We start from the raw sequence: 24,674 nt of genomic DNA, 5'->3' as shown, positions 1-24,674 counted from the left end.
ACCGCCGAAGACCGGTTTTCGGGCTTCGGCGGGACTTGCTAGCCGTTAGCGGCCGAGAAGATCGGGGGCGATCTTCTTGCAGGCGTCGACCAGGCCCTGCACCGCGCCGACCGACTTGTCGAAGGCTTCGCGGTCCTTGCCGGCGAGCTCGATCTCGACGACGCGCTCGACGCCCTTGGAGCCGATCACGACGGGCACGCCGACATACATGTCCTTCACGCCGTATTCGCCGTTCAGGTACGCGGCCGAGGGCAGCACGCGCTTCTTGTCACGCAGATAGCTCTCCGCCATCGCGATCGCCGAGGCGGCCGGCGCGTAGAAGGCCGAGCCGGTCTTGAGCAGGTTGACGATCTCGGCGCCGCCGTTGCGGGTGCGGTCGACGATCTCGTCGAGGCGCGCCTGCGAGGTCCAGCCCATCTTGACGAGGTCGGGCAGCGGAATGCCGGCGACGGTGGAGTACTTCACCAGCGGCACCATGGTGTCGCCGTGGCCGCCGAGTACGAAGGCGGTGACGTCCTCGACCGAGACGTTGAACTCGTCGGCCAGGAAGTAGCGGAAGCGAGCCGAATCCAGCACGCCGGCCATGCCGACAACCTTCTTGTGCGGCAGGCCCGAAGCCTTCTGCAGCGCCCAGACCATCGCGTCGAGCGGGTTGGTGATGCAGATGACGAAGGCGTCCGGAGCGTACTTCTTGATGCCGGCGCCGACCTGCTCCATGACCTTGAGGTTGATGGAGAGAAGATCGTCGCGGCTCATGCCGGGCTTGCGCGGCACGCCGGCGGTGACGATGCAGACCTTGGCGTTGTCGAGCGCCTCGTAGGAGTTCGCGCCGGTGTAGTGGGCGTCAAAACCGTCGACCGGCGAGGACTGCGCGATGTCGAGCGCCTTGCCCTGCGGCACGCCTTCGGCGATGTCGAACATCACCACGTCGCCCAGCTCTTTCAGGCCGATGAGATGAGCCAGCGTTCCGCCGATCTGACCGGAGCCAATCAAAGCAATCTTGTCGCGCGCCATGTGAGCCTGTCCTTTAGACACGTAAGGTGGGGAAAACTGAGAGGGTGGTTATCCCTTTCGCCTCCCCCGTTCAAGTCGCCGGATGCCCAATTGTCGGGCTTGGCGCGATAGCAGCCATACAGGTCCGTGATTCCGGGGCGCGCGAAGCGCGAGCCCGGAATGACAGCGCTAGCGAATAGGACTTAAGTCTCTACCAGCCCCTTGGTAGAGCCGCTTGCGGTGGAATCCTTGCGGCCGTGAGCCAGCGCCAGATAGGATTCCGAGCTCATCTCGATCAGGCGCGACGCAGTCCGCTTGAACTCCATGGCCTCGGTGCCCTCGTGGGCCAGGTAGAGCGAGATCGGGTTGGCATCGGCCGAGGCCATCAGCTTCACGGCATTGTCATAGAGCGCGTCGATCAGCGTGATGAAGCGCTTGGCGGCGTTGCGCTGGGACTGGTCCATCACTGGAATATGGTCGACCAGGATAGTGTGATAGTCGTGCGCCAGCCTGAGGTAGTCGGATGCGCCCAGCGGCTTCTCGCAGAGATCGGCAAACGAGAACCGCGCCACGCCATGGGCCGAGCACGGCACGTGCAGGATGCGGCCCTTGATCGAAATGTCGCGCGACTTGCATTTGGCGCTGCCCGACATCCGCGACCAGGCGCGGTCGAGCGCCGCGTCCGCATCGACGTCCGCCGGCGTCAGCCACATCGGCACGCCCTGAAGTTTTTCCAACCGGAAATCGGTGCGCGCATCGAGCCGCGCGACGTCCATGTGGTCGGTGATCTGCTTGATGAAGGGCAGGAACAGCGACCGGTTCAGGCCGCCCTTGTAGAGATCGTCAGGCGCGACGTTGGAGGTCGCGACCACGACGGTGCCGAGCTCGAACAATTTGGCGAACAGGCGGCCCAGGATCATCGCGTCCGCGATGTCGGTGACGTGGAATTCGTCGAAGCAGAGCAGCCAGCTCTCCTCGAAGATCGCGTTGGCGGTCAGCGCAATGACGTCGCCGTCGGCGATCTCGCCGCGCGCGATGCTCTGGCGATAATCGTAGATGCGCTCATGCACGTCCGCCATGAATTCGTGGAAATGCGCCCGCCGCTTGTGCTCGACCGTGGCGTGCTGGAAGAACAGATCCATCAGCATGGTCTTGCCGCGGCCGACCTCGCCATGGATGTAGAGCCCGCGCGGCGCCTCATCCTTGTCGCTGCTGAACAGGCGGGCGAGCAGGCCCTGCTTGCGCTGGGGCTTGTAGTCCGCGAGCCGCAGGTCCAGCGCGGCATAGGCTTCGGCGACTTCGGCTTGCGCAGCATCGGCCTCGATCGCGCCGGAGGCGATCTGGGCCTGATAGGCTTCGCTGAAGGGGGAACTGGGGGTCGAGAGCATGGCCCTTTACCGCCAGAGACGGACGGAAATTGCAACCGCGTATTGACGCAACGGCTTATGCAGTTGTCCGCCCCGCCCGATCAATTGGACTAAGGCTGGAATTTCAAAGAGTTAAGAGACGATGCGGGTTTTTGTTTCGCATCGGACAGCGCTTATATTTGCGCGACCAATATCGCGGAAACCCGACATGGCCCTCATTATCGAAGATTCCGAGACCGAGCACCTAGCCGAGAGCCTCGCAAAGCAGACAGGCGAAACTATTGAAATGGCAACGAAGCGAGCCATTGAAGATCGACTTCGCCGAATTAGCAGCCGACCCCACCAAGCAGCCTTGTTGGAAGACATGGCGGAGATTCGGCGGCGCTGGAGCCAGCTGCCGGTGATCGACGATCGGACAGCCGAAGAGATTGTCGGGTACAACGAACGCGGCTTGTCGCGTTGAACAACTCACCCCCGGAGCGATGGCTCACGCACACAGCTCGTAGGCGTCCTCGACCACATAGGGGCCGCCGCCTGTTGATGCGCGCGACGAGAACAAGACAAAACGTTCCGCCATGAACGCCTTGCTCGGGAAGTAGCCACGCAGCGAGAGATAGTCGGCGACGTCGCGATCGGAGGCATCGTGCAGCCGGGCGAGCGTGACATGTGGGATGAATTTGCGGCCTTCAGGGTTGAGGCCGATCCGCTGCATCATGCGCTCGAGCTCGGCCTGCAATTCCATCAGCGGCTTGCTCGGCGCGATCGTCGCAACGACCGCTCTCGGCTTGCGACCGCCAAAACTCGTCAGTCCCTGCACCTTCACCTCGAAGGGCTTGCGGTCGACGCGAAACAGCATCGATGCGATCTCGTTGGCGGACAGGCCGTCGATATCGCCGATGAAGCGCAGGGTGACGTGATAATTTTCGGGATCGATCCAGCGGGCGCCGGGAAGGCCACCCCGCAAATTGGAAAGCGTCTGGCTGACTTCGGCCGGGATTTCCAGACCAGTGAACAAACGCGGCATCGTTTCGCACTCCCGATGCTTGGGCATGATCCGTGGGACAGACCATATCCAAATTTTAGAGCCGGTGACGAATCACCGGTACCCTGATTCCTATCGCAGTTGTGTGACTCTGCGAAGCATCGCGCGCCTCACCCCGGTAAAACCCTGGGTATGAGGGTTGGCGCTGCCCGCTTTTCAACGTCGTTGCTCAGCGATGGTGCCAAGGAATGCCTCCGCGGTGGGCATGATGTTGCCGACGATGATGTCGACGCCGGCCGCAGTCGGATGAATGCCGTCGGCCTGGTTGAGCTTGGCGTCGGCCGCAACGCCCTCGAGAAAGAACGGATAGAGCGGCACGTCGAATTTCTTCGCCAGGTCCGGATAAATCGAATTGAAGCGCGCGGCATAATCGGCGCCGTAATTCGGCGGCGCCAGCATGCCGCACAGCATCACCGCGATCTTGCGCGCCTTCAGCCGCTGGACGATGTCGGTCAGTGCGGCGCGCGTCAAATCGGGATCGACGCCGCGCAGCGCGTCGTTGGCGCCGAGCTCGACGATGACGCCGTCGGTTCCGTTGGGGACCGACCAGTCGAGCCGGTCGCGGCCGCCCGAGGAGGTGTCGCCGGACACCCCGGCGTTGGTCATGTCGACCTCTATACCCTTGTCCTGCAAGGATTTTTTGAGCTTGGCCGGGAACGCATCCTGGGCCGGGAGGCCAAGGCCCGCACTCAGGGAATCGCCGAGGACCACGAGCTTGATCGGCTTGGCCGCCGGCTGGGCCTGCAACGACGGCGTCGTCGCGATCGTCATCAAACCGAGCATCAACACGGCTATGTGCATGAACAATCCGTAACGCCTCTCGACCGCGCTATCGGAGTTGCCATATGACCGGACCATGGACACTCGCATCGAACCCTCTTCGCTCACCGCAGCCGCGGACACTATCGCCATCTCCAACGTCAATCTCTCATTGGGTACGGGCGCGGCACGCGTTCACATCCTCAAGGATATCAGCTTGCGGGTCGCCTCGGGCGAGACGGTCGGCCTGATCGGCCCGTCAGGTTCGGGCAAATCCACGCTGCTGATGGTGATGGCGGGGCTGGAGCGTCCTGATAGCGGAGAGGTGGTGGTGTCGGGCACGCCTTTCAATGCCCTCGACGAGGACGCGCTGGCCCGCTTCCGCGGCCGCCAGGTCGGCATCGTCTTCCAGTCCTTTCATCTGATCCCGACCATGACGGCGCTGGAGAACGTCGCGGTGCCGCTGGAGCTTGCCGGCAATCCCGACGCCGCAACGCGTGCGGCGCAGGAGCTGCAATCGGTCGGGCTCGGCGACCGCCTGCATCATTATCCGGCGCAATTGTCCGGCGGTGAGCAGCAGCGCGTCGCGCTCGCCCGCGCGCTGGCGCCCGATCCCGCCATCCTGGTCGCGGACGAGCCGACCGGCAATCTGGATGAGGCCACCGGAAAGCAGATCGTCGACCTCCTGTTCAGCAAGCATGCCGAGCGCGGCATGACCCTGGTGCTGGTCACGCACGATTCCTCGCTCGCGCATCGCTGCGACCGCGTGATCCGCCTGCGCTCGGGCCGCATCGACACGCAGTCTGCGCCGGCATGAGCGCCTCGGCCGAACCCTTCGCGAAGCCAAACGGCATCGCGCTGTCGCTGCGTTACGCGCTGCGCGAATTGCGCGGCGGCCTGCGCGGTTTCTACGTCTTCATCGCGTGCATCGCGCTCGGCGTGATGGCGATCGCCGGCGTCGGCTCGGTGTCGGCGAGCCTCTCCGACGGCTTGGCCCGCGAGGGCCGCACGCTGCTCGGCGGCGACGTCTCCTTCGTGCTGTTCCAGCGCGAAGCGAAACCTGAAGAGGTCGCCTTCCTGCGCTCACGCGGCACGGTCTCGACCGCGGCGACCTTGCGCGGCATGGCGCGCGCGGCCGATGGCCAGCTCGCACTGGTCGAGATGAAGGCGGTCGACGACACCTATCCGATGCTGGGACAGCTGACGCTGGCGCCACAGCTGCCGATGTCCGACCTGCTCGCAGAGCGCGACGGCGCGTTCGGCGCCGCCGCCGATCCGACGCTGCTGGCGCGGCTCTCGCTCAAGACCGGCGACCGCGTCACCATTGGCGCCGCGACATTCCAGATCCGCTCAACCGTCGAAGCCGAGCCCGACAAGCTCGCCGGCGGCATCGGCTTCGGCCCGCGCTTCCTGATCAGCGAGGCGGGCCTGCGCGCCACCGGCCTGATCCAGCCCGGCAGCCTGGTGCGCTGGGTCTACCGGGTGAAGCTGCCTGATACGGCGAACAACGAGCGCGCCACCGAAGCCTTCATCGCGGACGCGCGGAGCGCCGCGCCGCAGGCGGGCTGGGAAATCCGCAGCCGCTCCAACGCCTCGCCGCAGCTCGAACGCAACATCAACCGCTTCACGCAGTTCCTGACCCTGGTGGGCCTTGCCGCGCTGCTGGTCGGCGGTGTCGGCGTCGCCAATGCCGTGAAGAGCCATATCGACCGCCGGCTCGAAGTGATCGCGGCGCTCAAGGCCGTCGGCGCCACCGGGCGCGACGTGTTCGGCATCTATCTCGCGCAAGTTCTCCTGCTCGCGGGCATCGGTTCGATCATCGGCCTTGCGCTCGGCGCCGCGATGCCGTTCGCGATCGTCGGCCTGTTCGGCAAGCTGCTGCCGCTGCCGGTGGTGCCGGCCGTGCATGCCGACGAGCTCGCGCTGTCCTTCGTCTACGGCCTCCTGACCGCGCTCGCCTTCGGCCTGTGGCCGCTCGGGCGCGTCCACGACGTGCCGGTGGCCGCGCTGTTCCGCGACACCATCAGCTCGGAATGGCATCGGCCGCGCGCGAGCTATCTCGTGTTCATGGCCGTCGTGATCGCGCTGCTGATCGCGGTCGTGATCGGATTGTCGTTCGACAAGCGCATCGCGGCGGTGTTCGTGGCCTCCTCGGCCGTCGTGTTCGCCCTGCTACGCGGCATCGCCGCCCTGCTGATGGCGATCGCGCGGCGGCTGCCGCGGACGCGGCTGCCGATGCTGCGGCTGGCGATCGCCAACATCCACCGGCCGGGCGCGCTGACGCCCTCGGTGGTGCTGTCGCTGGGGCTCGGGCTCGCCGTGCTCGTCACCATCACCCAGATCGACGGCAATCTGCGCCGGCAGTTCCTCGCAGCCCTGCCGGACCGCGCGCCGTCCTTCTTCTTCATCGACATCCCGAGCACGCAGGCCGAGCAGTTCGACGGTTATCTGCGCCGGATCGCGCCGGGCGCGACGGTCGAGGACGTACCGATGCTGCGCGGGCGCATCGTCGCCGCGCGCGGCGTGCGCGCCGAGGAGCTCAAGCCGACGACCGATTCGGAGTGGGTGCTGCAGAGCGACCGCGGCCTGACCTATACCGGCGAGCTGCCGAAAGGCTCCAAGGTGGTCGAGGGCGAATGGTGGAGCGCCGATTATTCCGGCCCGCCGCTGGTCTCGATGGAGAAGAAGATCGCCGACGGGCTCGGCCTCAAGCTCGGCGACGAGGTCGTGGTCAATGTGCTCGGCCGCGACATCCCGGCTAGAATCGGCAATCTGCGCACCATCGACTGGCAGGGGATGGGCATCAACTTCGTTCTGGTGTTCTCGCCGAACGCCTTCAAGGGCGCGCCGCACACCCATATCGCGACGCTGACGGAAACGGGCGGAACTGCGGCAGGCGACGGCAAGATCATCAAGCAGGTCGCCGACGCCTATCCGATGGTGACGAGCGTGCGCGTGCGCGAGGTGATGGAGACGGTCGGCTCTGTCGTGACCAATCTGGCGCTGGCGATCCGCGGTGCCAGCGCCGTGACCCTGATCTCGGCGATCCTGGTGCTCGGCGGCGCGCTCGCCGCCGGCCATCGCCACCGGGTCTACGATGCGGTGATCCTGAAGACGCTGGGCGCGACGCGGCTGCGGCTGCTCGGCGCCTATGCGCTCGAATACCTTCTGATCGGGCTCGCGACCGCGGTGTTCGGCGTGATCTCCGGCAGCATCGCGGCCTGGATGATCGTGACGCGGCTGATGACGCTGAGCTTCGTCTGGCAGGCCGGCAGCGCGGCGGGCGTGGTCGCGGCCGCGCTTGTCGTCACGGTCGGGCTCGGGCTCGCGGGCACGCTGCTGGCGTTGAACAAAAAGCCCGCCACGGTGTTGCGGAATTTGTGACAAAATGTAGCGGAGGGCCGCGCGAGAGCGAAATCGCACGATTTCTGCGATTAACCACGACTGCTCGTCAGGTTCGCGTCAGGATTGCCGCCAAGGGCGACATTCAGCCGCGCGTGGAAGGTTGCAGCGAATGTGTTAGTTTCCCACATATCGAATGGGTTCGGAGCCCCGATTGTTAGCCAAAATTTAGTCGGTTGGCGTCGGTATCCGAGATAGAGTTTGACGAACCGGCGGCATGGCGACCCTCGTGCCGGACCGGACCAACCAACGGGAATTCGACCATGTCGGACCTAGACCGTAACTACGCTTCTCCTTTCGGCAGGGCCGCCGGGCGTGTTGACGCCGCGACGGTCGATGCCGGCCTGCGCGCCTATATGCTGCGCATCTACAACTACATGAGCATTGGCCTGGCCATCACTGGCCTTGCCGCGCTCGGCGTCTACATGGCTGCCGTGACTGATGTCCCGACCGCGGACGCCGTCCGCGTCGGCAAGCTGTTCCTGACGCCGTTCGGCTACGCGATGTTCGTCAGCCCGCTGAAATGGCTGTTCATGCTCGCGCCGCTCGCCATGGTGTTCGTGATCTCGGCGGGCATCAACCGTCTGGCTCCCTCGACCGCCCAGATCCTGTTCTGGGTGTTCGCGGCGCTGATGGGTATCTCGCTGTCGTCGATCTTCCTGGTGTTCACGCACACCTCGATCGTGCGGGTGTTCTTCATCACCGCGGCCACCTTCGGTGCGCTGAGCCTGTACGGCTACACCACCAAGCGTGACCTGACCGGCATGGGCTCGTTCCTGTTCATGGGCCTGATCGGCATCATCATCGCGAGCCTGGTGAACCTGTTCCTGGCGAGCTCGATGCTGCAGTTCATCGTGTCGGTGGTCGGCGTGCTGGTGTTCGCGGGCCTCACCGCCTGGGATACCCAGCGGCTGAAGAACGACTACATCTACGGCTACGCCTCGGCCGGCGGTGACATCGCAGAGCGTGCGGCCATCACCGGCGCGCTGTCGCTGTACCTGAACTTCATCAACCTGTTCACGCTGCTGCTGCAGCTCCTCGGTCAGCGCGACTAAGCGCAACGACGAGAGAACGGATAGGAACCCCGGCCGAAAGGCCGGGGTTTTTGTTTGGGCGCGGGGGCGCTCGTAGCCCGGATGGAGCGCAGCGAAGCAATCCAGAGTCCCTCCGCGGATGCATTTCTGGATTGCTTCGCTGCGCTCGCAATGACGGGTGTGGCAACACCGTTGCCCCTTTCAGCGGAAGCGGGAAGGCTCTAATCTTGCCCCATGTCCGCACCTGAAATCAGGCCTACAACCGAGGCCGACCTTCCCGCCATCACCGCCATCTACCAGCAGGCCGTCCGCGAGGGCACCGCGACGTTCGAGCTGGAGCCGCCTGACCTCGTGGAGATGACGCGCCGTTATCGCGCGCTGGTCGACGGCGGCTATCCCTATTTCGTCGCCATCCTCGACGGCCGCGTCGCCGGCTATGCCTATGCCGGCGCCTACCGCCCGCGCCCGGCCTACCGCTTCACGGTCGAGAACTCGATCTATCTCGATCCCTCCTTCCACCGCCGCGGTGTCGGATCAAAGTTGCTGGAGCGACTGGTCGCCGAATGCGAGGCGCGCGGCTTCCGCCAGATGATCGCGGTGATCGGCGATTCCGCCAATGCCGGCTCGATCGGCGTGCACACCAGGGGCGGCTTCAAGATGATCGGCACACATCCCAATGTCGGGCTGAAATTCGGCCGCTGGCTTGATACGGTGATGATGCAGCGCGACCTCGGCGAGGGCGCGAGGAGCGTACCGACAAAGTAGGTCTCGTAGGGTGGGCAAAGCGATAGCGTGCCCACCATATCCCGGCGATTGAGAAAGCTCGTGGGCACGGCGCTACGCGCCTTTGCCCACCCTACGGCACCGGTCGTGTGGCTACACCACCGCCAGCTTCCGATCGATCACCAGCAGCACGCGCTCCAGCTCGTGGCCGCGGCGCAGGATCAGACCGGTCGCCGAGATCACGCTGTACATGCCCTGCTTGCGCGCCAGCCGCGGGTCCTTCTCGATGCGGTAGATCGGCACTTCCGAGGCACGGCGATAGACCGAAAACACGGCGCGATCCCTCAGGAAGTCGATGGCATAGTCGCGCCATTCGCCGTCGGCGACCATGCGGCCGTAGAGATTGAGAATACGGTGCAGCTCGAGCCGGTTGAACGTCACCCGGCTCAGTTGCGTCGTCGCCGCGGCGGGGCGCGCCGCCGCGCGCTGCTCGCTCGGATCGGCATCCTCCGACAGACTCATGGAGCGCTTCCTCATCGCACGGCATGACCCGAATCCGCGAAGACCGTCCCCGGAACCTGGATCATGACAGCTGCATGATTGCGCCAACCGGCCACCGCCGCAAGAGGCTCCTGATTCAACCGGTCGAATCGGTTACGAATCGGGGCACACGCTATGGTGGAACTCCCTCGCGGCAAACCGTCACGGGATCGTTAGCAGGAATCATACTCTCGCCGCTTTTCCGCCTAGCGACTGCCGCCCTGCATTGCGAAAAGGCTCACGTGCGTTGACCCGGTCCTTTCGGTTCCGGATTCCTCAGCCCCCAGCCCCCCGGGGTCGAACAGGATCGGGTCTGTACGCGCTACAAGGAGGGCCAACGCAAGTTGGTCCTTTTTTGTTTGTGTCGGGATGTTTCTGCTTCGGCGAAATTCTTCTCTCATCAGCGCCAACGGTCTCTCCCCTGATCCTGAGAAGCCGCGCGTCCTTCGCGCGGCGTCTCGAAGGATCGAGGCCGAGCTGCATGAGCGGGCCTGCATGGTTCTCACGGCGATTCGAGACATCGTCCGGTAGACGCGCGCAAGTGCGCGCTCCTCACCATGAGGTTGGCAGTGAGTACGACGCTAGAGAATTGAAATCAGTGCAGCGACGTGTACGCCGCACCCAGCATCGTGCCGGGCTTGTCGCGGCTGCCGTCCTGGACATAGACCACCGCGCCGTCGACGCCGTCGCGCGTGAGGTTCTCGATCGGCACCGTCCAGCTTTCCGAACGCCCGGTCCAGTCACCGACCTTGAGCAGGTTGCGCACCACGTTGTGATAGGTGACCTGCTGTCCGCGATTCTCGCCGCGGGTGATCGCGATCGGGACCGACTTGGCGATCGAACAGATCCAGACCTCGCCATGCGAGACGGCCGGCTCGTTGCTCGCCGCCACCGACACGTTGATCTGCTTGCCCGCGAGCGACATCGTCACCGGCACACTCATCACACCCGTGCCCTTGTCGGTCTTGCCGATCGCGCTCTCGATGCCGACACGATCGCTGCCGATGACATGGGTGGAGCCGTTGACCACGACCTGCGGCGTGTAGACCTCGCGGTCGCCGCGCATGCGCGAATAAGCCCGCTGCCGTGCAGAGAAGCGCGAATCCGCCAGCGTGTCCTTCCAACCCAGATAGTCCCAATAGTCGATCGGCATGCTCAGCGCGATGATCGACGGGTCTTTGGAGAGATCGCCGATGATCTGGTCGGCGGGCGGGCAGGAGGAGCAGCCCTGCGAGGTAAACAATTCGACAACGGCGCGGGGATCGGCCTCGGCAGGACGGATGACGGCGACGATCGCACAGATGCCGAGAGCTCCCGACCAGAGCACACCGGACCAACGTGAAACCAGATGAGAAGCCGTCATTGTTGTCATGTCGAACGCCGCACACCATTGCTCGTGGAAAGGAGATCTTATCGCCGGATGGTCACCGTAGTCTTACGGGGCGCGACACACCCAACCGCCCAGGCCAACCATCCGAAGGGAGGTTTTCCACCGGGCGGGCCCATCTGGAGCATGCCGCAAACGCACGAAGGCGGCCTTGTGATAGGCCGCCTTCGTTTAACCTTCTACTCACGTCGCGGTGAGCCACCGTTCACAAATTCGCGTTTAGGCCGCGAGCTTGCGCAGCACGTAGTGCAGGATACCGCCGTTCCGGTAGTAGTCGAGCTCGTCCAGCGTATCGATGCGGCAGAGCAGCGAAACGCGCTGCAACGAACCGTCGCCGGAGACGATCTCCGCGGTCAGCTTCTGGCGCGGCTTGAGGTCGCCGACGAGGCCACGCAGCGTGACCTTCTCGTCGCCCTTGAGGCCGAGCGACGACCAGGAGGTGCCCTCCTCGAAGGTCAGCGGCAGCACGCCCATGCCGACCAGGTTGGAGCGATGGATGCGCTCGAAGCTCTGGCAGATCACGGCGCGCACGCCGAGCAGACGGGTGCCCTTGGCGGCCCAGTCGCGCGAGGAGCCGTTGCCGTATTCGGCACCGGCGAACACCACCAGCGGCACCTGCTCCTGCTGGTACTTCATCGCGGCGTCGTAGATCGACATCTGCTCGCCGTCGGGCCAGTGCTTTGTCAGGCCGCCTTCCGGAATATTTCCATCCGCGCCCTTCAGCATGAAATTCTTGATGCGGATGTTGGCGAAGGTGCCGCGCATCATCACTTCATGGTTGCCGCGGCGCGTGCCGTACTGGTTGAAGTCGGCGGGGCGCACCTGGTGCTCGCTGAGATACTTGCCGGCGGGTGAGGTGAGCTTGATCGAACCGGCCGGCGAGATGTGGTCGGTGGTGATCTTGTCGCCGAACATGGCGAGGATGCGCGCCTCGATGATGTCGGTGACCGGCTCCGGCTCCTTCTTCATGCCGTCGAAATAAGGCGGGTTCTGCACATAGGTCGACGACATGTTCCAGCGATAGGTCTCGCTCTCGACGGTCTTGATCTTGCGCCAGTTGGTGTCGCCCTTGAACACGTCGGCATACTTCTTCTTGAAGATCGACGCGGTCACGAACTTCTTCATGAAGGCGTTGATCTCCTTGGTCGTCGGCCAGATGTCCTTGAGGTACACCGGCTTGCCGTCCTTGCCCTCGCCGAGCGGCTCGACCGCGAGGTTCTTGGTGACGCTGCCCGCGAGCGCGTGCGCGACCACCAGCGGCGGCGAGGCCAGGTAGTTCGCCTGCACGTCCGGCGAGACGCGGCCTTCGAAGTTGCGGTTGCCTGAGAGCACGGCGGCGGCGACGATGCCGTTGTCGTTGATCGACTTCGAGATCTCCTCAGGCAGCGGACCTGAATTGCCGATGCAGGTGGTGCAGCCGAAGCCGACCAGGTTGAAGCCGACCTTGTCGAGATCCTTTTGCAGACCGGAATCGGCGAGATAGCCGGCGACGACCTGGCTGCCCGGGGCCAGCGAGGTCTTCACCCACGGTTTTGCTTTCAGGCCCTTCGCGGCGGCGTTACGGGCCAGCAGGCCGGCGCCGATCAGCACGCTCGGGTTCGAGGTGTTGGTGCAGGAGGTGATGGCGGCGATCACGACGTCGCCGTGGCCGATCTCGAAATCCTTGCCTTCGACGGCGAAGCGCTTGCTGGGCTCTTCGGCCTTCTTGTACTCGGTGCCGAGCGCAAGCGAGAAGCCCTCGGCGACCGACGGCAGCGCGATGCGGCCTTCGGGACGCTTCGGACCGGCCATCGACGGCACGACGTCGGCGAGATCGAGCGTCAGCGTTTCCGTGAACACCGGATCGGCCGACTTGGCGGTGCGGAACAGCCCTTGCGCCTTGGCATAGGCCTGCACCAGCGCGACGCGCGGCGCCGCACGGCCGGAGGTCTTGAGATAGTCGATCGCGGCGGCGTCGACCGGGAAGAAGCCGCAGGTCGCGCCGTATTCGGGCGCCATGTTGGCGATGGTCGCCTTGTCGGCGACCGAGAGATTGTCGAGGCCGGGGCCGAAGAACTCGACGAATTTGCCGACAACGCCGAGCTTGCGCAGCATCTGCGTCACGGTGAGCACGAGGTCGGTGGCGGTGACGCCTTCCTTCATCGCGCCCTTCAGCTTGAAGCCGACGACGTTGGGCAGCAGCATCGACAGCGGCTGGCCGAGCATGCAGGCTTCCGCCTCGATGCCGCCGACGCCCCAGCCGAGCACGGCCAGACCGTTGACCATGGTGGTGTGGGAATCGGTTCCGACCAGCGAATCGGGATAGGCGACCTCGAAGGTGGCGGTCTTCTTTCCGACCGTCATCTTCTCCTTCTTGGTCCAGACCGTCTGGGAGAGATATTCGAGATTGACCTGGTGGCAGATGCCGGTGCCGGGCGGCACGACGGAGAAGTTCGAGAACGCCTTCTGGCCCCACTTCAGGAACTCGTAGCGCTCCTGGTTCTGCTTGTACTCTTCGGTGACGTTCTTGCCGAAAGCCTTGTTGTCGCCGAAGAAGTTCACGATCACGGAATGATCGATGACGAGATCGACCGGCACCAGCGGGTTGATCTTCTCGGCATCGCCGCCGAGCTTCTGCATCGCGTTGCGCATCGCGGCGAGGTCGACCACCGCGGGCACGCCGGTGAAGTCCTGCATCAGCACGCGCGCCGGACGGAAGGCGATCTCATGCTCCAGCGACTTCTTGCGCAGCCATTTCGAGACCGCGACGATGTCCTCTTTCTTGACCGAGCGGCCGTCCTCGTTGCGCAGGAGGTTCTCGAGCAGGACCTTCATCGAATAGGGAAGTTTCGAGATTCCCTTCAGACCATTCTTCTCGGCCGTGGGCAGGCTGTAATAGACATAGGTCTTGGCGCCGACCTTGAGGGTCTTTTTGCATTTGAAGCTGTCGAGCGAGGTCATGTAGGAATCCCAATTGTTAGTTATACCCGGCAGGGTATTTTAACACCGTTAGCGTATCAGGCTGGGCCGCTTGCAGGGGCAGGTTGAGTTGCTGCATCAAGTAGTTCCGGGCTTATAGAAGCTTTCTAACCGCGCCGCCACAGCCACAATCGTACCGCAGCATTCGCGAGCCAAAAATTCCCATGCGCTACCCCAAGTTTTCCTGAGGCCCGGCTTTGAGCGGGGTGGCACGAGGCAAGATGCAGCTGTCCGGACGCGGGATCGTTTGTGTGCGCGGCGGCCGCGAGGTGTTTGCCGGGCTCGATTTCGAGGCCGTCGCCGGCGAAGCGGTGGCGGTCGTCGGCCGCAACGGGTCGGGCAAGACCTCGCTGCTGCGGCTGATCGCGGGCCTGCTCGTACCGGCGGGCGGGACGATCGTACTGGACGGGGGCGACGCTGAAATGACGCTGCCGGAGCAGTGCCACTATCTCGGCCATCGCGATGCCCTGAAGCCCGCGCTCAGCGTGGCGGAAAACCTGACTTTCTGGGCCGATTTCCTTGGAGGGGAGCGTTTTGACTTCGCCGAGAGCCTTGCCACGGTGGGGCTCGAACATGCCACCCACCTCCCCGCCGGCTTCCTGTCGGCGGGCCAGCGCCGCCGGCTGTCGCTGGCGCGCCTTTTGACGGTGCGCCGCCCGGTCTGGCTGCTGGATGAGCCGACCAATGCGCTGGACGTGACGGGACAGGATATGTTCGGCGGCCTGATGCGCGAGCACCTGTCGCGCGGCGGCCTGATCGTTGCGGCGACCCATTCCCCGCTGGGGATCGATTCGCGGGAGCTGCGGATCGGGGGTGTGGCGTGAGGCGACACGACCCTCAGCTTTCCGAGCGGCGGGGCCCCGCTCTCTCCGTTCCCTCCCCCCTTGTGGGGTCCGAGGCGAGCGAAGCTCGCTCTCGAGGGCAGGGAGGGGGGTGCCACACGGCAAGACGTCTCGGTTCTAGCCTTCAAAAGGCGGGCGCTCTGTTGCTGGCGATCCGTTTCCAACGAGCATCTCTCCCGGGGCTACCCCTCTCCCCCGCCCTCCCCCACAGGGGGGGAGGGAGCGCAGTCTGCCTGAGGCGCGGGCCGAACCTTCATGGCGACTCCGCCGCCGGAGCCACTCCATGACCGCCCTCACCGCCCTCATCCGCCGGGACATCAGGATCGCGCTCCGCGTCGGCGGCGGGGCGCTGATTGGCGTGCTGTTCTTCCTGACCGTGGTGGTGTTGATGCCGTTCGCGGTGGGGCCGGACCTGGCGCTGCTGTCGCGGCTGGGGCCGGCCATCCTCTGGCTCGGCGCGCTGCTGGCGAGCCTGCTCACCCTCGACCGGCTGTTCATGGCCGACCACGAGGACGGCTCGCTCGACCTGATCACGATGAGCCGGACGCCGCTGGAACTCGCCTGCGCCGCCAAGGCGCTGGCGCATTGGCTGGCCGCCGGCCTGCCGCTGATTGTCGCAACCCCCGTGCTCGGCCTCTTGCTCAACCTCGACATGGTCGCGACCGGCGCGGTGGCGCTGACGCTGCTGGCGGGCACCCCGGCCCTGACCTTCACCGGCATGATCGGTGCGGCGCTGGCGGTGACACTGCATCGCGGCGGGCTGCTGATGGCGGTGCTGGTGCTGCCGCTGTCGATTCCTGTGCTGATTTTCGGGGTTGCGGCCTCGCAGGCCGTGATCGTCGGTCCGATGTCGTTCGGCGCGCCGTTCTCGATCCTGTGCGCGCTGTCCCTGGTCAGCCTCGTGATCGGCCCCTTCGCAGCCGCAGCGAGCCTGCGGCACGGGCTCGACTGAGATGGGCTCGACTGACCTTGACCCCGATCAACTTTCGTCCCTCGCTTTCGTGCTGATTGCCTGAGCGGCCACCGATGATTATCAGGGTACCATGACGCTGATTGACCTCGCCAACCCCACGCGGTTCCTCGCGCTGACAGCGCGGGTCTTGCCGTGGCTTGCGGCCGCGACCGTCCTGCTTCTTGCGATCGGTCTCTATCAAGCCGCGCTTGCGCCCGACGACTACCAGCAGGGCGCGACCGTGAAGATCATGTTCATCCACGTGCCCAATGCCTGGCTGTCGATGTTCGTCTGGGGCGTGATGAGCATCGCCTCGCTGGGCACGCTGGTGTGGCGGCATCCGCTCGCCGACGTCGCCGCCAAGGCCGCAGCGCCGATCGGCGCCGCCTTCACCTTCCTCGCGCTGCTGACGGGCTCGCTGTGGGGTCGTCCGATGTGGGGCACCTATTGGGAATGGGATGCGCGGCTCACTTCTGTGCTGATCCTGTTCCTGATGTATCTCGGCCTGATGGCGCTGTGGCGCGCGGTCGATGATCCCTCGCGCGCCGCACGCGCCGCCGCGGTGCTGACCCTGGTCGGCGCGCTCAACCTGCCGATCATCAAGTTCTCGGTCGACTGGTGGAATACGCTGCACCAGCCGGCCTCGGTGATGCGCATGGGCGGCTCCGCGCTCGACAAGTCGTTCCTGATTCCGCTGCTGGTGATGGCGATCGCGTTCACGCTGCTGTTCGTCACGCTGCATCTGGCGGCGATGCGCAACGAGATCCTGCGCCGCCGGGTCCGCTCCCTGCAAATGATGCAGGCGAGCCGTGTCGCGTTCTCCAGCGAAATGGGCGCCGGTGCGCGCGGGCAAAACGCGTCGAAAGAAATTGGGGCCGCAGGATGATGTCGCTCGGTCCGTACGCATCCTTCATCGTGACGTCCTATGCCGCAGCGGCCCTCGTGGTCGTGATCCTGATCGGCTGGATCGTGCTCGACTATCGCAACCAGACGCAGCGCCTGCGCGAGCTCGAGGAGCGCGGCATCACCCGCCGCTCCGGCCGTAGCGCCGTGGACGCGTCATGAGCGAACGATCGACCTCCGCAGCGCCGCAGCGCCGCACCTTCCTGATGGTGCTGCCGCTGATCGCGTTCATCGCACTGGCACTGCTGTTCTGGTTCCGGCTCGGCAGCGGCGATCCCTCGCGGATTCCCTCCGCGCTGATCGGCCGTCCGGCGCCGCAGACGGCGCTGCCGCCGCTCGAGGGATTGCAAATCGACAACGCGCAGGTGCCCGGCCTCGACCCCGCCGCGTTCAAGGGCAAGGTCAGCCTGGTCAATGTCTGGGCGTCCTGGTGCGTGCCGTGTCATGACGAGGCGCCGCTTTTGACCGAGCTCGCCAAGGACAAGCGCTTCCAGCTCGTCGGCATCAATTACAAGGACGCGTCCGACAATGCGCGCCGCTTCCTCGGGCGCTACGGCAACCCGTTCGGTCGCGTCGGCGTGGATGCCAACGGCCGCGCCTCGATCGAATGGGGCGTCTACGGCGTGCCCGAAACCTTCGTCGTCGGCCGCGAAGGCACCATCGTCTACAAGCTGGTCGGCCCGATCACGCCGGACAATCTGCGGACGGTGCTGCTGCCGCAAATGGAGAAGGCGCTGAAGGCGGCGGGGACCTGAGCACCGCGCTCGTGCCACACGCTCAACTGTCATCGCCCGACTTGATCGGGCGATCCAGTATTCCAGAGACGTCAGTCGTATACGGAAAAGCTGCGGCGTACTGGATGCCCCGGTCAAGCCGGGGCATGACAGCGGTATGTGGAGCGACGCTTCGGCCTATCCCTTCCTCACGTCCCCCGCGTCCGCCTCGCTGGCCTCCAGCGACGCCGGCTCAACACCGTAGCGCTTGGTCAGCGGCATCTGGGCGATGGCGAAGATCATCGTGATCGGGGTGACGCCGAACACCTTGAAGTTCACCCAGAAGTCGGTGCTCTGGGTGCGCCAGACGATCTCGTTCAGCACCGCCATGCCGGCAAAGAACAGCGCCCAGCGCAGCGTGAGGATGCGCCAGCCCTGCGGCGTCAGATTGAACATCTGGTCGAACATGACGGCGATGAAGGAGCGGCCGAACAACAGGCCGCCGCCGAGGATCGCGGCGAACAGGCCGTAGATAATGGTTGGCTTGAGCTTGATGAAGGTCTCGTCGTGCAGCACCAGCGTCAGCGTGCCGAACACCAGCACGATCACGCCCGTGACGATCGCCATGATCGGAATGTGGCGCGTCACCACGTAGGAGGCGACCATCGCCGCGACGATCGCGACCATGAAGGCGCCGGTCGCCGCGAACAGATTGAACTTCGCATTCACGAAGAAGAACACGAGCAGCGGCCCGAGCTCGGTCGCCAGCTTGAACAGCGGATGCGGCTGGGTCTTGTCCATTCTTCAGCTTTCGATTCCGGCGATGGCGCGGGCAAAGTCGCGGGCGGTGAACGGCGCGAGATCGTCGACGCCTTCGCCGACGCCGATGAAGTGCACCGGCAGTTTGAACTTTTCCGCGAGCGCCACCAGAATGCCGCCGCGCGCGGTGCCGTCGAGCTTGGTCATCACGAGGCCGGTGACCCCGGCGGTGCGATGGAAGGCCTCGACCTGCGACAGCGCGTTCTGGCCGACGGTCGCATCGAGCACAAGCAGCACGGCATGCGGCGCAGTGTCATCCACCTTGCGGATCACGCGCACAACCTTTTCGAGCTCGTTCATCAGCTCGGCCTTGTTCTGCAGGCGGCCGGCGGTGTCGATCAGGAGCACGTCGACATTCTGCTCCTTCGCCGCCGTCAGCGCGTTGAAGGCAAGGCTCGCCGAATCCGAGCCCTGCGCGCCTGCGATCACCGGCGTCTTCGTCCGCTCGCCCCACACCTTGAGCTGCTCGATGGCTGCTGCGCGAAACGTGTCGCCGGCGGCCAGCATCACCTTGCGGCCTTCGGAGGCGAATTTCTGCGAGAGTTTTCCGATGGTGGTGGTCTTGCCCGAGCCGTTGACCCCGACCACGAGGATCACGAACGGCTTCTGCGCCGTATCGATCTCGAGCGGCTTTGCCACCGGCGCCAGCACCTTCTCGACCTCGGTGGCGACCACGTCCTTGACCTCGTCCGCCGAGATCGCCTTGTCGTAGCGTCCGGCGCCGACGGCGTCCGCGATCCGCACCGCGACTGAGGTGCCGAGGTCGGCGCGCAGCAGCACGTCCTCGATGTCGTCGAGCATGGCGCGGTCGAGCTTGCGCTTGGTGACGAGGTCGGCGACCGCGGTCCCGAGCGAGGACGAGGTGCGCTTCAGCCCGTTGGACAGGCGGCGCCACCAGCTCAGCTTGGGGGGATCTGACGTGGTATCGTTCATGGTGGCGGTGTGTTAGCCGTTCCGGCTGCCAAACGAAAGTCTTGACCGAAAGTCCTGCAATTGCTCGATGTTCCCCAATTGACGGCCGATGAAATTCTGGCCCGCGTGCTCCATCGCGACGGGCTGATGCTGGTCATCGACAAGCCGGCCGGCCTTCCCGTGCATCGCGGTCCCAAGGGCGGCGCCAATCTGGAGGCCTCGTTCGACGCGCTCTGTTTCGGCCTGCCGCGGCCGCCGGTGCTGGCTCACCGGCTCGACAAGGACACCTCCGGCTGCCTCGTGCTCGGCCGCCACCGCAAGGCAACGGCCTCGCTCGGCCTCCTCTTCAAGCACGGCAAGATCGGCAAGACCTACTGGACCGTGGTCGAGGGGGGCCCCGCCGAGGACGCGGGCACCATCGACATGCCACTCGGCCGGCTCAACGCCGAACGCGGCTGGTGGCAGAAGCCCGATCCGGAAGGACAGAAGGCGATCACGAACTGGAAAGTGATGGGCCGGGGCGACGGCTTCACGTGGCTGGCCATGGAACCGGTGACCGGGCGGACCCATCAATTGCGGGTGCATTCGGCCGCGACCGGCTGGCCGATCTTCGGCGATAACATTTACGGCAACGGCCCGCGTTTCGGCGAGCCGAAGCTGCACCTGCATTCCCGCGAGATCGTGGTGCCGATCTCCCGGAACAAGGAGCCCGTCCGCGTCGTGGCGCCGGCCCCACCCCACATGCACGAAAAGCTCCGCGCCTGCGGCTGGAACGGGGAATAGCCTTTCAGATCCTCATAGTGAGGAGCTTAGCAGTGCCGGGCTACCGGCCCATGGTTTACGAAACGTTCAGTGCTCGCCGCTAATGATGACGGTTGCTTAGAACAAGCTTCTGTAACCGCTCAGGATGAGCAAGGCGTGATGTCCAAGGCCGAGCTATCGATCATCGAAGAGGTCGAATCCGCGATTCGCGCAGGCTCGGCGGAAAAGGGCCTGGAAACGGCCCGGCGCGTCACCGACCTGTTCCTCTCCTCCGCCGGCAGTTTCGACGACGAGCAGATCGCGCTGTTCGACGAGGTGCTCGAGCGCCTGATCGGCACCATCGAGCTTCGCGCCCTTGCCGACATGGGCGCACGCATCGCGCTCGCCGAGATCAGCGCGCAGCTGGCGCCGATCGCGCAGGCGCCGCCCTCCGTGATCCGCCGCCTCGCCAGCAATAACGAGATCCGCATCGCCGGTCCCGTGCTGCAGGAATCCGCCCGCCTCGACGACGGCGAGCTGGTGAAGATCGCATCATCCAAGGGCGAGCCGCATCTGCTGGCGATCGCCGGCCGCTGGTGGCTGAAGGAGATCGTCACCGACGCCTTGCTGGCGCGCCGCTATCCCAGCGTCAGCCGGCGGCTCGCCGCCAATCCCGGCGCGCGCGTCTCCGGAAACGGATTCGCCGCCATGGTCGGGCAGGCCGAGGCCGATCCTGAACTTGCCGTCAGTGTCGGCGTCCGCCTCGACCTGCCGTCGGAGCTGCGCCGCCGATTGCTGCGCTCGGCGAGCGATGCCGTGCGCGCCCGCCTGCTGTCGCGCGCGCCGCCGCATCTGTTCGAGGAAATCCAGAGCGCGATCGCCGCCGTCACCGTCGGTGTCGATCGCGAGATGTCGGGCGTCCGCGATTTCGAAGGTGCCAAGCGGGCGATTGCAATGCTCAAGGCAACCGGCCATCTCAGCGAAGCGACACTGTTCGGTTTCGCCACGCAGCGGCGCTATGAAGAGACCGCCGCGGCGCTGGCGGCCCTGTCCGGATCGACCGTCGAGGTGATCCGCCCGCTGATGCAGAGCCTGCGCGACGACGGCTTGCTGGTGCCGTGCAAGGCGGCGCAGCTCAGCTGGGAGACCACCACCGCCGTGCTCGAAAGCCGTTTTGCCACAGGCGCAATGAAGCCGGCCGATCTTGCAAGAGCGCAAGGTCACTATGCGCGCATGACGCCGGAGAATGCCAAGCGGACGCTGCGGTTCTGGCAGGTCAGGGCGTCGTAGGGGGCGCTGTCGCCAAACTAGCGGTGTCATCCTCCGCGAAAGCGGGGGATCCAATATTCCAGAGACGTCAGTAAGATACGGAGAAGCCGCGGCGTACTGGGTCGCCCGGTCAAACCGGGCGACGACAACACGCTAAGCAATCAGCCGCTCACCATCGCTGCCGGCAATCACAAGCCGCACCACGCTGCCAACCCGCTCGCCCGCGATCGCCGCCGGCAGATAGTGCTCCGTGCGGCCCTGCGTCTCGCTCTCGATCAGCACATTGCGCGTCGCGCCAATCTCGGCCTGCAGCCGCCGCCGAAGCGCCGCTTCACCCGCCGCACGCAGTCGCTTCGCGCGCTCCTTGATCACGCCGCCCGCCACCTGCGGCATCCGCGCGGCCGGCGTGCCGGGGCGGGGCGAATAGGGGAAGACGTGCAGGAATGTCAGGCCGCATTCCTCGACCAGATCGAGCGAGCACGAGAACATCTCCTCCGTCTCGGTCGGGAAACCCGCGATGATGTCGGCACCGAACAGGACATCGGGGCGCAGGCGGCGCACCTGGTCGCAGAACGCGATCGCATCCTGCCGCGAATGCCGCCGCTTCATGCGCTTCAAGATCATGTCGTCGCCGGACTGCAGCGACAGATGCAGATGCGGCATCAGCCGCGCATCGCCGGCGATGGCGTCAAGCAGATCAGCATCCGCCTCGATCGAATCGATCGAGGAGATGCGCAGGCGCTTCAACTCCGGCACGTGCCGCAAGATCTGCTTCGTCAGCATGCCGAGCTTCGGCGCGCCCGGAAGGTCAGTGCCGTAGCTGGTGAGATCGACACCGGTCAGCACGATCTCGGCATGGCCGCGTTCGGCCAGGGTGCGCACCTGCTCGACCACCGCGCCCATCGGCACCGAGCGCGAATTGCCGCGGCCATAGGGGATGATGCAGAAGGTGCAGCGATGATCGCAGCCGTTCTGCACCTGCACGAACACGCGCGGCAGGCCGCTCGTATAGCCGTCGATGAGATGCGGCGCCATCTCCCTCACGGCCATGATGTCGCTGACAGCGATCTTCTCGCCGGTGCCGAGATCGAAGGCATCGCGCGCTTCGCGCCAGGCGGATGACCGCATCTTGTCGTCGTTGCCGACGACGCGATCGACCTCGGTCATGTCGGCGAACATGCCGCTTTGCGTCTGCGCCGCGCAGCCGGTGACGACGATGCGTGCCTCGGGCCGCTCGCGTTTCAGTTTGCGGATCGATTGCCGCGCCTGCGCCACCGCCTCATTGGTGACAGCGCAGCTGTTGATGACGATGGTGTCTGAAAGGCCAGCGCCCTCGGCCTCGCGGCGGATCACTTCGGCCTCGAAGGCATTGAGGCGGCAACCGAAGGTGACGACGTCGACGGCCATCAGGCGGCCGGCGCAAACAGCGCCGGATCGAATCTGCCCTCATATTCGAAGGTCGCCGTGCCGGTCATCAGCACGTGATCGTCGCGTTCGCGCCATTCGATGCCGAGCTTGCCGCCGGGCAGCGTGATCTCGACATTGCGCTCGACCCGCTTCAGGCGGGCTGCGGCCACTGCCGTGGCGCAGGCCGCCGAGCCGCAGGCCTGGGTCAGGCCGGCACCGCGTTCCCAGGTGCGGATGGCGATGTGCTTGTCATCGACGATATGGGCAAGCGTGATGTTGGCGCGCTCCGGGAAGATCGGATGGTTTTCGAGCAGCGGACCGAAACGTTCGAGATCATGGGCGTTGACGTCGTCGACCCAGAAGATCGCGTGCGGATTGCCCATGCTCACCACCGAGGGCGAATGCAGGATCGGATTGTCGATCGGCCCGATCTGCAATTCGATATAGCGGGTGTCGCGGAACTCTTCCGCCAGCGGAATGTCCTGCCAGCCGAACCTCGGCGCGCCCATATCGACGGTGTAGAGATCGGGCGCCGGGCCCTGCCAGGCATTGAGCAAGCCAGCCGCCGTCTCGAACGTCGCGGTGGTCTGCCCGTTCTTCTCGAAGATGCGCCGCACCACACAGCGCATGCCGTTGCCGCAGGCGCCGGCCTCCGAGCCGTCATTGTTGTAGATGCGGATGAAGGCTTCGGTGCCGTCGAGCTGCGGCTTCTGCAGCACCATGAGCTGGTCGTAGGCCACGCCACCGTTGGCGGACGCCACCGCGCGGGCGTCGTCCGGCGTCACCTTTGCTGCGGAATCGCGCATGTCGACAACGACGATCTCATTGCCGATGCCGTTCATCTTGGCAAATGCGTGGTTGGCCAGCGCGCTCATGAAAATTCCCGAATTTCGCCTGTCTTATATGGCGATCCTTGGCGGCTTGGCCAGTGATTTGCCGCCGGGCGCCAGGAGGACTGCCAGGAGAACTGCCATGACGCATCTGTCATGGGACGAATTTGGCAACCGCGTGTTAAAACGGCGAAAGTTCGCCGCGAACCGGGATGCGTGGCCGGGCTCAAGCCGGATTAGGCCTTGGTGGGCAAGGTCTTGCTGATGAAGGGCCCTGGTTAAGGCCTTGGGGAGAATAAAAATGATCAGGTTTCGTCGTCTTGCTCTGGCCGCGCTGATCCCGGCAGCGGCCTTGTCGCTTGGCCTGCCTGAGGTTCTGGCGCAAACCCCGAGCCCGGCACCGGCGGCCTCGGCAAGTCCCTCGCCGGCCCCATCGGCTTCTCCCGCCCCGGCCGCGAGCGCCTCGCCTGCCCCAGCGGCGCCGGCCTCGCCCGCGCCGTCGCCTGCCGCCAGCGCGTCGCCGGCCCCAACAACGTCGCCCTCGCCCGCAGCCAGTGCCTCACCCAGCCCAACGGCCCCACCACCCGCGGCCGCCGCGACACCCGCTCCGGTGCAGACCGCCGATCCCTTCGGCCTGGAAACCACGCTCGAGGCCAAGAAGGTCGTGATGGTCAAGGGCACTGCCAATTGGGACTCGGCCTTCGACACGCTGATCGACGCGTTCAAGGCGCTGAACACGCTCCTGGACAAGCAGGGCATCAAGCCATCAGGCAATGCGATGATCGTCTACACCTCGACCGACGACACCGGCTTCACCTTCCTTGCCGAGATCCCGGTCGAGCAGGATCCCAAGAACCTGTCCAAGGACATGAGCATCGGCAAGTCTCCGGAGGGCAAGGTGCTGAAATTCGTCCATCGCGGTTCCTACGACAACATGGACAACACCTACGAGGCGATCACCAATCACCTCGACGACAAGAGGCTTGAAGCCAAGGACACCTTCATCGAGGAATACCTCACCGATCCCCTGAAGACGGCAGAGGACAAGCTCGTGATCAACGTTTTCGTGCCGCTGAAGTGA

24 protein-coding genes are annotated in these 24,674 nt (G+C 65.2%); 13 read left to right on the top strand and 11 right to left on the bottom strand.

The window, feature by feature from the left end; translation table 11 throughout:
• Window positions 1–45: 45 nt before the first annotated feature.
• Window positions 46–1,014, bottom strand: a complete 969-nt coding sequence (gene mdh, locus RAD10_RS35490) for a malate dehydrogenase (protein WP_008145224.1) — start codon at window positions 1,012–1,014, stop codon at window positions 46–48.
• A 182-nt stretch (window positions 1,015–1,196) separates the two neighbouring features.
• Window positions 1,197–2,381, bottom strand: coding sequence for a cell division protein ZapE (zapE, locus tag RAD10_RS35485; RefSeq protein ID WP_461621075.1), 1,185 nt, complete (start codon window positions 2,379–2,381; stop codon window positions 1,197–1,199).
• A 187-nt stretch (window positions 2,382–2,568) separates the two neighbouring features.
• Here zapE and RAD10_RS35480 point away from each other — a divergent pair, with 187 nt between their 5' ends.
• A complete protein-coding gene (locus RAD10_RS35480) occupies window positions 2,569–2,823 on the top strand; it encodes a type II toxin-antitoxin system VapB family antitoxin (protein ID WP_461621074.1) in 255 nt (84 codons plus the stop codon).
• A gap of 24 nt (window positions 2,824–2,847) precedes the next feature.
• Here RAD10_RS35480 and thpR read toward each other — a convergent pair whose 3' ends face one another.
• On the bottom strand, window positions 2,848–3,384 hold the full coding sequence (gene thpR, locus RAD10_RS35475) for an RNA 2',3'-cyclic phosphodiesterase (protein ID WP_091965126.1): 537 nt from the start codon (window positions 3,382–3,384) through the stop codon (window positions 2,848–2,850).
• A gap of 174 nt (window positions 3,385–3,558) precedes the next feature.
• On the bottom strand, window positions 3,559–4,203 hold the full coding sequence (locus tag RAD10_RS35470; protein WP_461621073.1) for an arylesterase: 645 nt from the start codon (window positions 4,201–4,203) through the stop codon (window positions 3,559–3,561).
• A 55-nt stretch (window positions 4,204–4,258) separates the two neighbouring features.
• Between RAD10_RS35470 and RAD10_RS35465 the strand changes: the two genes are divergently transcribed.
• The 4 genes from RAD10_RS35465 to RAD10_RS35450 all read left to right on the top strand — a co-directional run bounded on the left by RAD10_RS35465 (window position 4,259) and on the right by RAD10_RS35450 (window position 9,362).
• Window positions 4,259–4,978 (top strand): ABC transporter ATP-binding protein, encoded by a 720-nt coding sequence (locus tag RAD10_RS35465; RefSeq protein ID WP_104465446.1) that lies wholly within the window; start codon window positions 4,259–4,261, stop codon window positions 4,976–4,978.
• On the top strand, window positions 4,975–7,545 hold the full coding sequence (locus RAD10_RS35460) for an ABC transporter permease (protein WP_461621072.1): 2,571 nt from the start codon (window positions 4,975–4,977) through the stop codon (window positions 7,543–7,545). The genes RAD10_RS35465 and RAD10_RS35460 overlap by 4 nt, the downstream gene beginning before the upstream one ends.
• A 281-nt stretch (window positions 7,546–7,826) precedes the next feature.
• Window positions 7,827–8,618, top strand: a complete 792-nt coding sequence (locus RAD10_RS35455; protein WP_028139228.1) for a Bax inhibitor-1/YccA family protein — start codon at window positions 7,827–7,829, stop codon at window positions 8,616–8,618.
• 213 nt (window positions 8,619–8,831) lie between these two features.
• Window positions 8,832–9,362 (top strand): GNAT family N-acetyltransferase, encoded by a 531-nt coding sequence (locus tag RAD10_RS35450; protein WP_461621071.1) that lies wholly within the window; start codon window positions 8,832–8,834, stop codon window positions 9,360–9,362.
• Between the two features lie 111 nt (window positions 9,363–9,473).
• On the opposite strand, the gene RAD10_RS35445 is transcribed toward RAD10_RS35450, so the two are convergent.
• The 3 genes from RAD10_RS35445 to acnA all read right to left on the bottom strand — a co-directional run bounded on the left by RAD10_RS35445 (window position 9,474) and on the right by acnA (window position 14,187).
• Window positions 9,474–9,842 carry a DUF2794 domain-containing protein gene (locus RAD10_RS35445; protein ID WP_091964958.1) on the bottom strand — a complete coding sequence of 123 codons (369 nt, stop codon included), beginning with the start codon at window positions 9,840–9,842 and terminating at the stop codon, window positions 9,474–9,476.
• A 613-nt stretch (window positions 9,843–10,455) separates the two neighbouring features.
• Entirely contained in the window at window positions 10,456–11,232 is a 777-nt protein-coding gene (locus RAD10_RS35440; RefSeq protein ID WP_461621070.1) for a DUF1223 domain-containing protein, read from the bottom strand.
• 234 nt (window positions 11,233–11,466) lie between these two features.
• Window positions 11,467–14,187 carry an aconitate hydratase AcnA gene (acnA, locus tag RAD10_RS35435; RefSeq protein ID WP_461621069.1) on the bottom strand — a complete coding sequence of 907 codons (2,721 nt, stop codon included), beginning with the start codon at window positions 14,185–14,187 and terminating at the stop codon, window positions 11,467–11,469.
• Between the two features lie 239 nt (window positions 14,188–14,426).
• On the opposite strand from acnA, the gene ccmA reads away from it, so the two are divergent.
• The 5 genes from ccmA to RAD10_RS35410 all read left to right on the top strand — a co-directional run bounded on the left by ccmA (window position 14,427) and on the right by RAD10_RS35410 (window position 17,657).
• Window positions 14,427–15,029, top strand: a complete 603-nt coding sequence (gene ccmA, locus RAD10_RS35430) for a heme ABC exporter ATP-binding protein CcmA (protein ID WP_461621068.1) — start codon at window positions 14,427–14,429, stop codon at window positions 15,027–15,029.
• 301 nt (window positions 15,030–15,330) lie between these two features.
• Window positions 15,331–15,999: a heme exporter protein CcmB gene (ccmB, locus tag RAD10_RS35425; protein WP_461621067.1), complete on the top strand. Its 669-nt coding sequence runs from the start codon at window positions 15,331–15,333 to the stop codon at window positions 15,997–15,999.
• Window positions 16,000–16,090: 91 nt separating this feature from the next.
• On the top strand, window positions 16,091–16,885 hold the full coding sequence (locus RAD10_RS35420) for a heme ABC transporter permease (protein WP_461621066.1): 795 nt from the start codon (window positions 16,091–16,093) through the stop codon (window positions 16,883–16,885).
• Window positions 16,882–17,064, top strand: coding sequence for a heme exporter protein CcmD (ccmD, locus tag RAD10_RS35415; RefSeq protein WP_461621065.1), 183 nt, complete (start codon window positions 16,882–16,884; stop codon window positions 17,062–17,064). Before RAD10_RS35420 ends, ccmD begins: the two co-directional genes overlap by 4 nt.
• Window positions 17,061–17,657, top strand: coding sequence for a DsbE family thiol:disulfide interchange protein (locus RAD10_RS35410; protein ID WP_461621064.1), 597 nt, complete (start codon window positions 17,061–17,063; stop codon window positions 17,655–17,657). Before ccmD ends, RAD10_RS35410 begins: the two co-directional genes overlap by 4 nt.
• Window positions 17,658–17,813: 156 nt before the next feature.
• Here RAD10_RS35410 and RAD10_RS35405 read toward each other — a convergent pair whose 3' ends face one another.
• Window positions 17,814–18,416 (bottom strand): septation protein A, encoded by a 603-nt coding sequence (locus RAD10_RS35405; protein WP_461621063.1) that lies wholly within the window; start codon window positions 18,414–18,416, stop codon window positions 17,814–17,816.
• Window positions 18,417–18,419: 3 nt separating this feature from the next.
• Window positions 18,420–19,367: a signal recognition particle-docking protein FtsY gene (gene ftsY, locus RAD10_RS35400; protein WP_461621062.1), complete on the bottom strand. Its 948-nt coding sequence runs from the start codon at window positions 19,365–19,367 to the stop codon at window positions 18,420–18,422.
• 60 nt (window positions 19,368–19,427) lie between these two features.
• On the opposite strand from ftsY, the gene RAD10_RS35395 reads away from it, so the two are divergent.
• A complete protein-coding gene (locus RAD10_RS35395) occupies window positions 19,428–20,129 on the top strand; it encodes an RluA family pseudouridine synthase (protein ID WP_461621061.1) in 702 nt (233 codons plus the stop codon).
• Between the two features lie 138 nt (window positions 20,130–20,267).
• Entirely contained in the window at window positions 20,268–21,377 is a 1,110-nt protein-coding gene (locus RAD10_RS35390; protein WP_461621112.1) for a DUF2336 domain-containing protein, read from the top strand.
• 132 nt (window positions 21,378–21,509) lie between these two features.
• Here the strand turns inward: RAD10_RS35390 and mtaB are convergent, their stop codons facing one another.
• Together mtaB and dapF are read right to left on the bottom strand one after the other, a co-directional pair.
• Complete coding sequence (gene mtaB / locus RAD10_RS35385; RefSeq protein ID WP_461621060.1) at window positions 21,510–22,763, bottom strand: tRNA (N(6)-L-threonylcarbamoyladenosine(37)-C(2))-methylthiotransferase MtaB; 1,254 nt, start codon at window positions 22,761–22,763, stop codon at window positions 21,510–21,512.
• The gene (dapF, locus tag RAD10_RS35380) at window positions 22,763–23,638 is read right to left on the bottom strand and encodes a diaminopimelate epimerase (protein ID WP_461621059.1); all 876 of its coding nucleotides are present in this window, start codon (window positions 23,636–23,638) and stop codon (window positions 22,763–22,765) included. Before dapF ends, mtaB begins: the two co-directional genes overlap by 1 nt.
• A 256-nt stretch (window positions 23,639–23,894) precedes the next feature.
• On the opposite strand from dapF, the gene RAD10_RS35375 reads away from it, so the two are divergent.
• On the top strand, window positions 23,895–24,674 hold the full coding sequence (locus RAD10_RS35375) for a GyrI-like domain-containing protein (protein WP_461621058.1): 780 nt from the start codon (window positions 23,895–23,897) through the stop codon (window positions 24,672–24,674).

Source organism: Bradyrhizobium sp. 23AC (assembly GCF_054863025.1).
The sequence above is the reverse complement of the archived record's forward strand: the minus strand, read 5'-3'. Positions and strand labels throughout refer to the sequence as shown.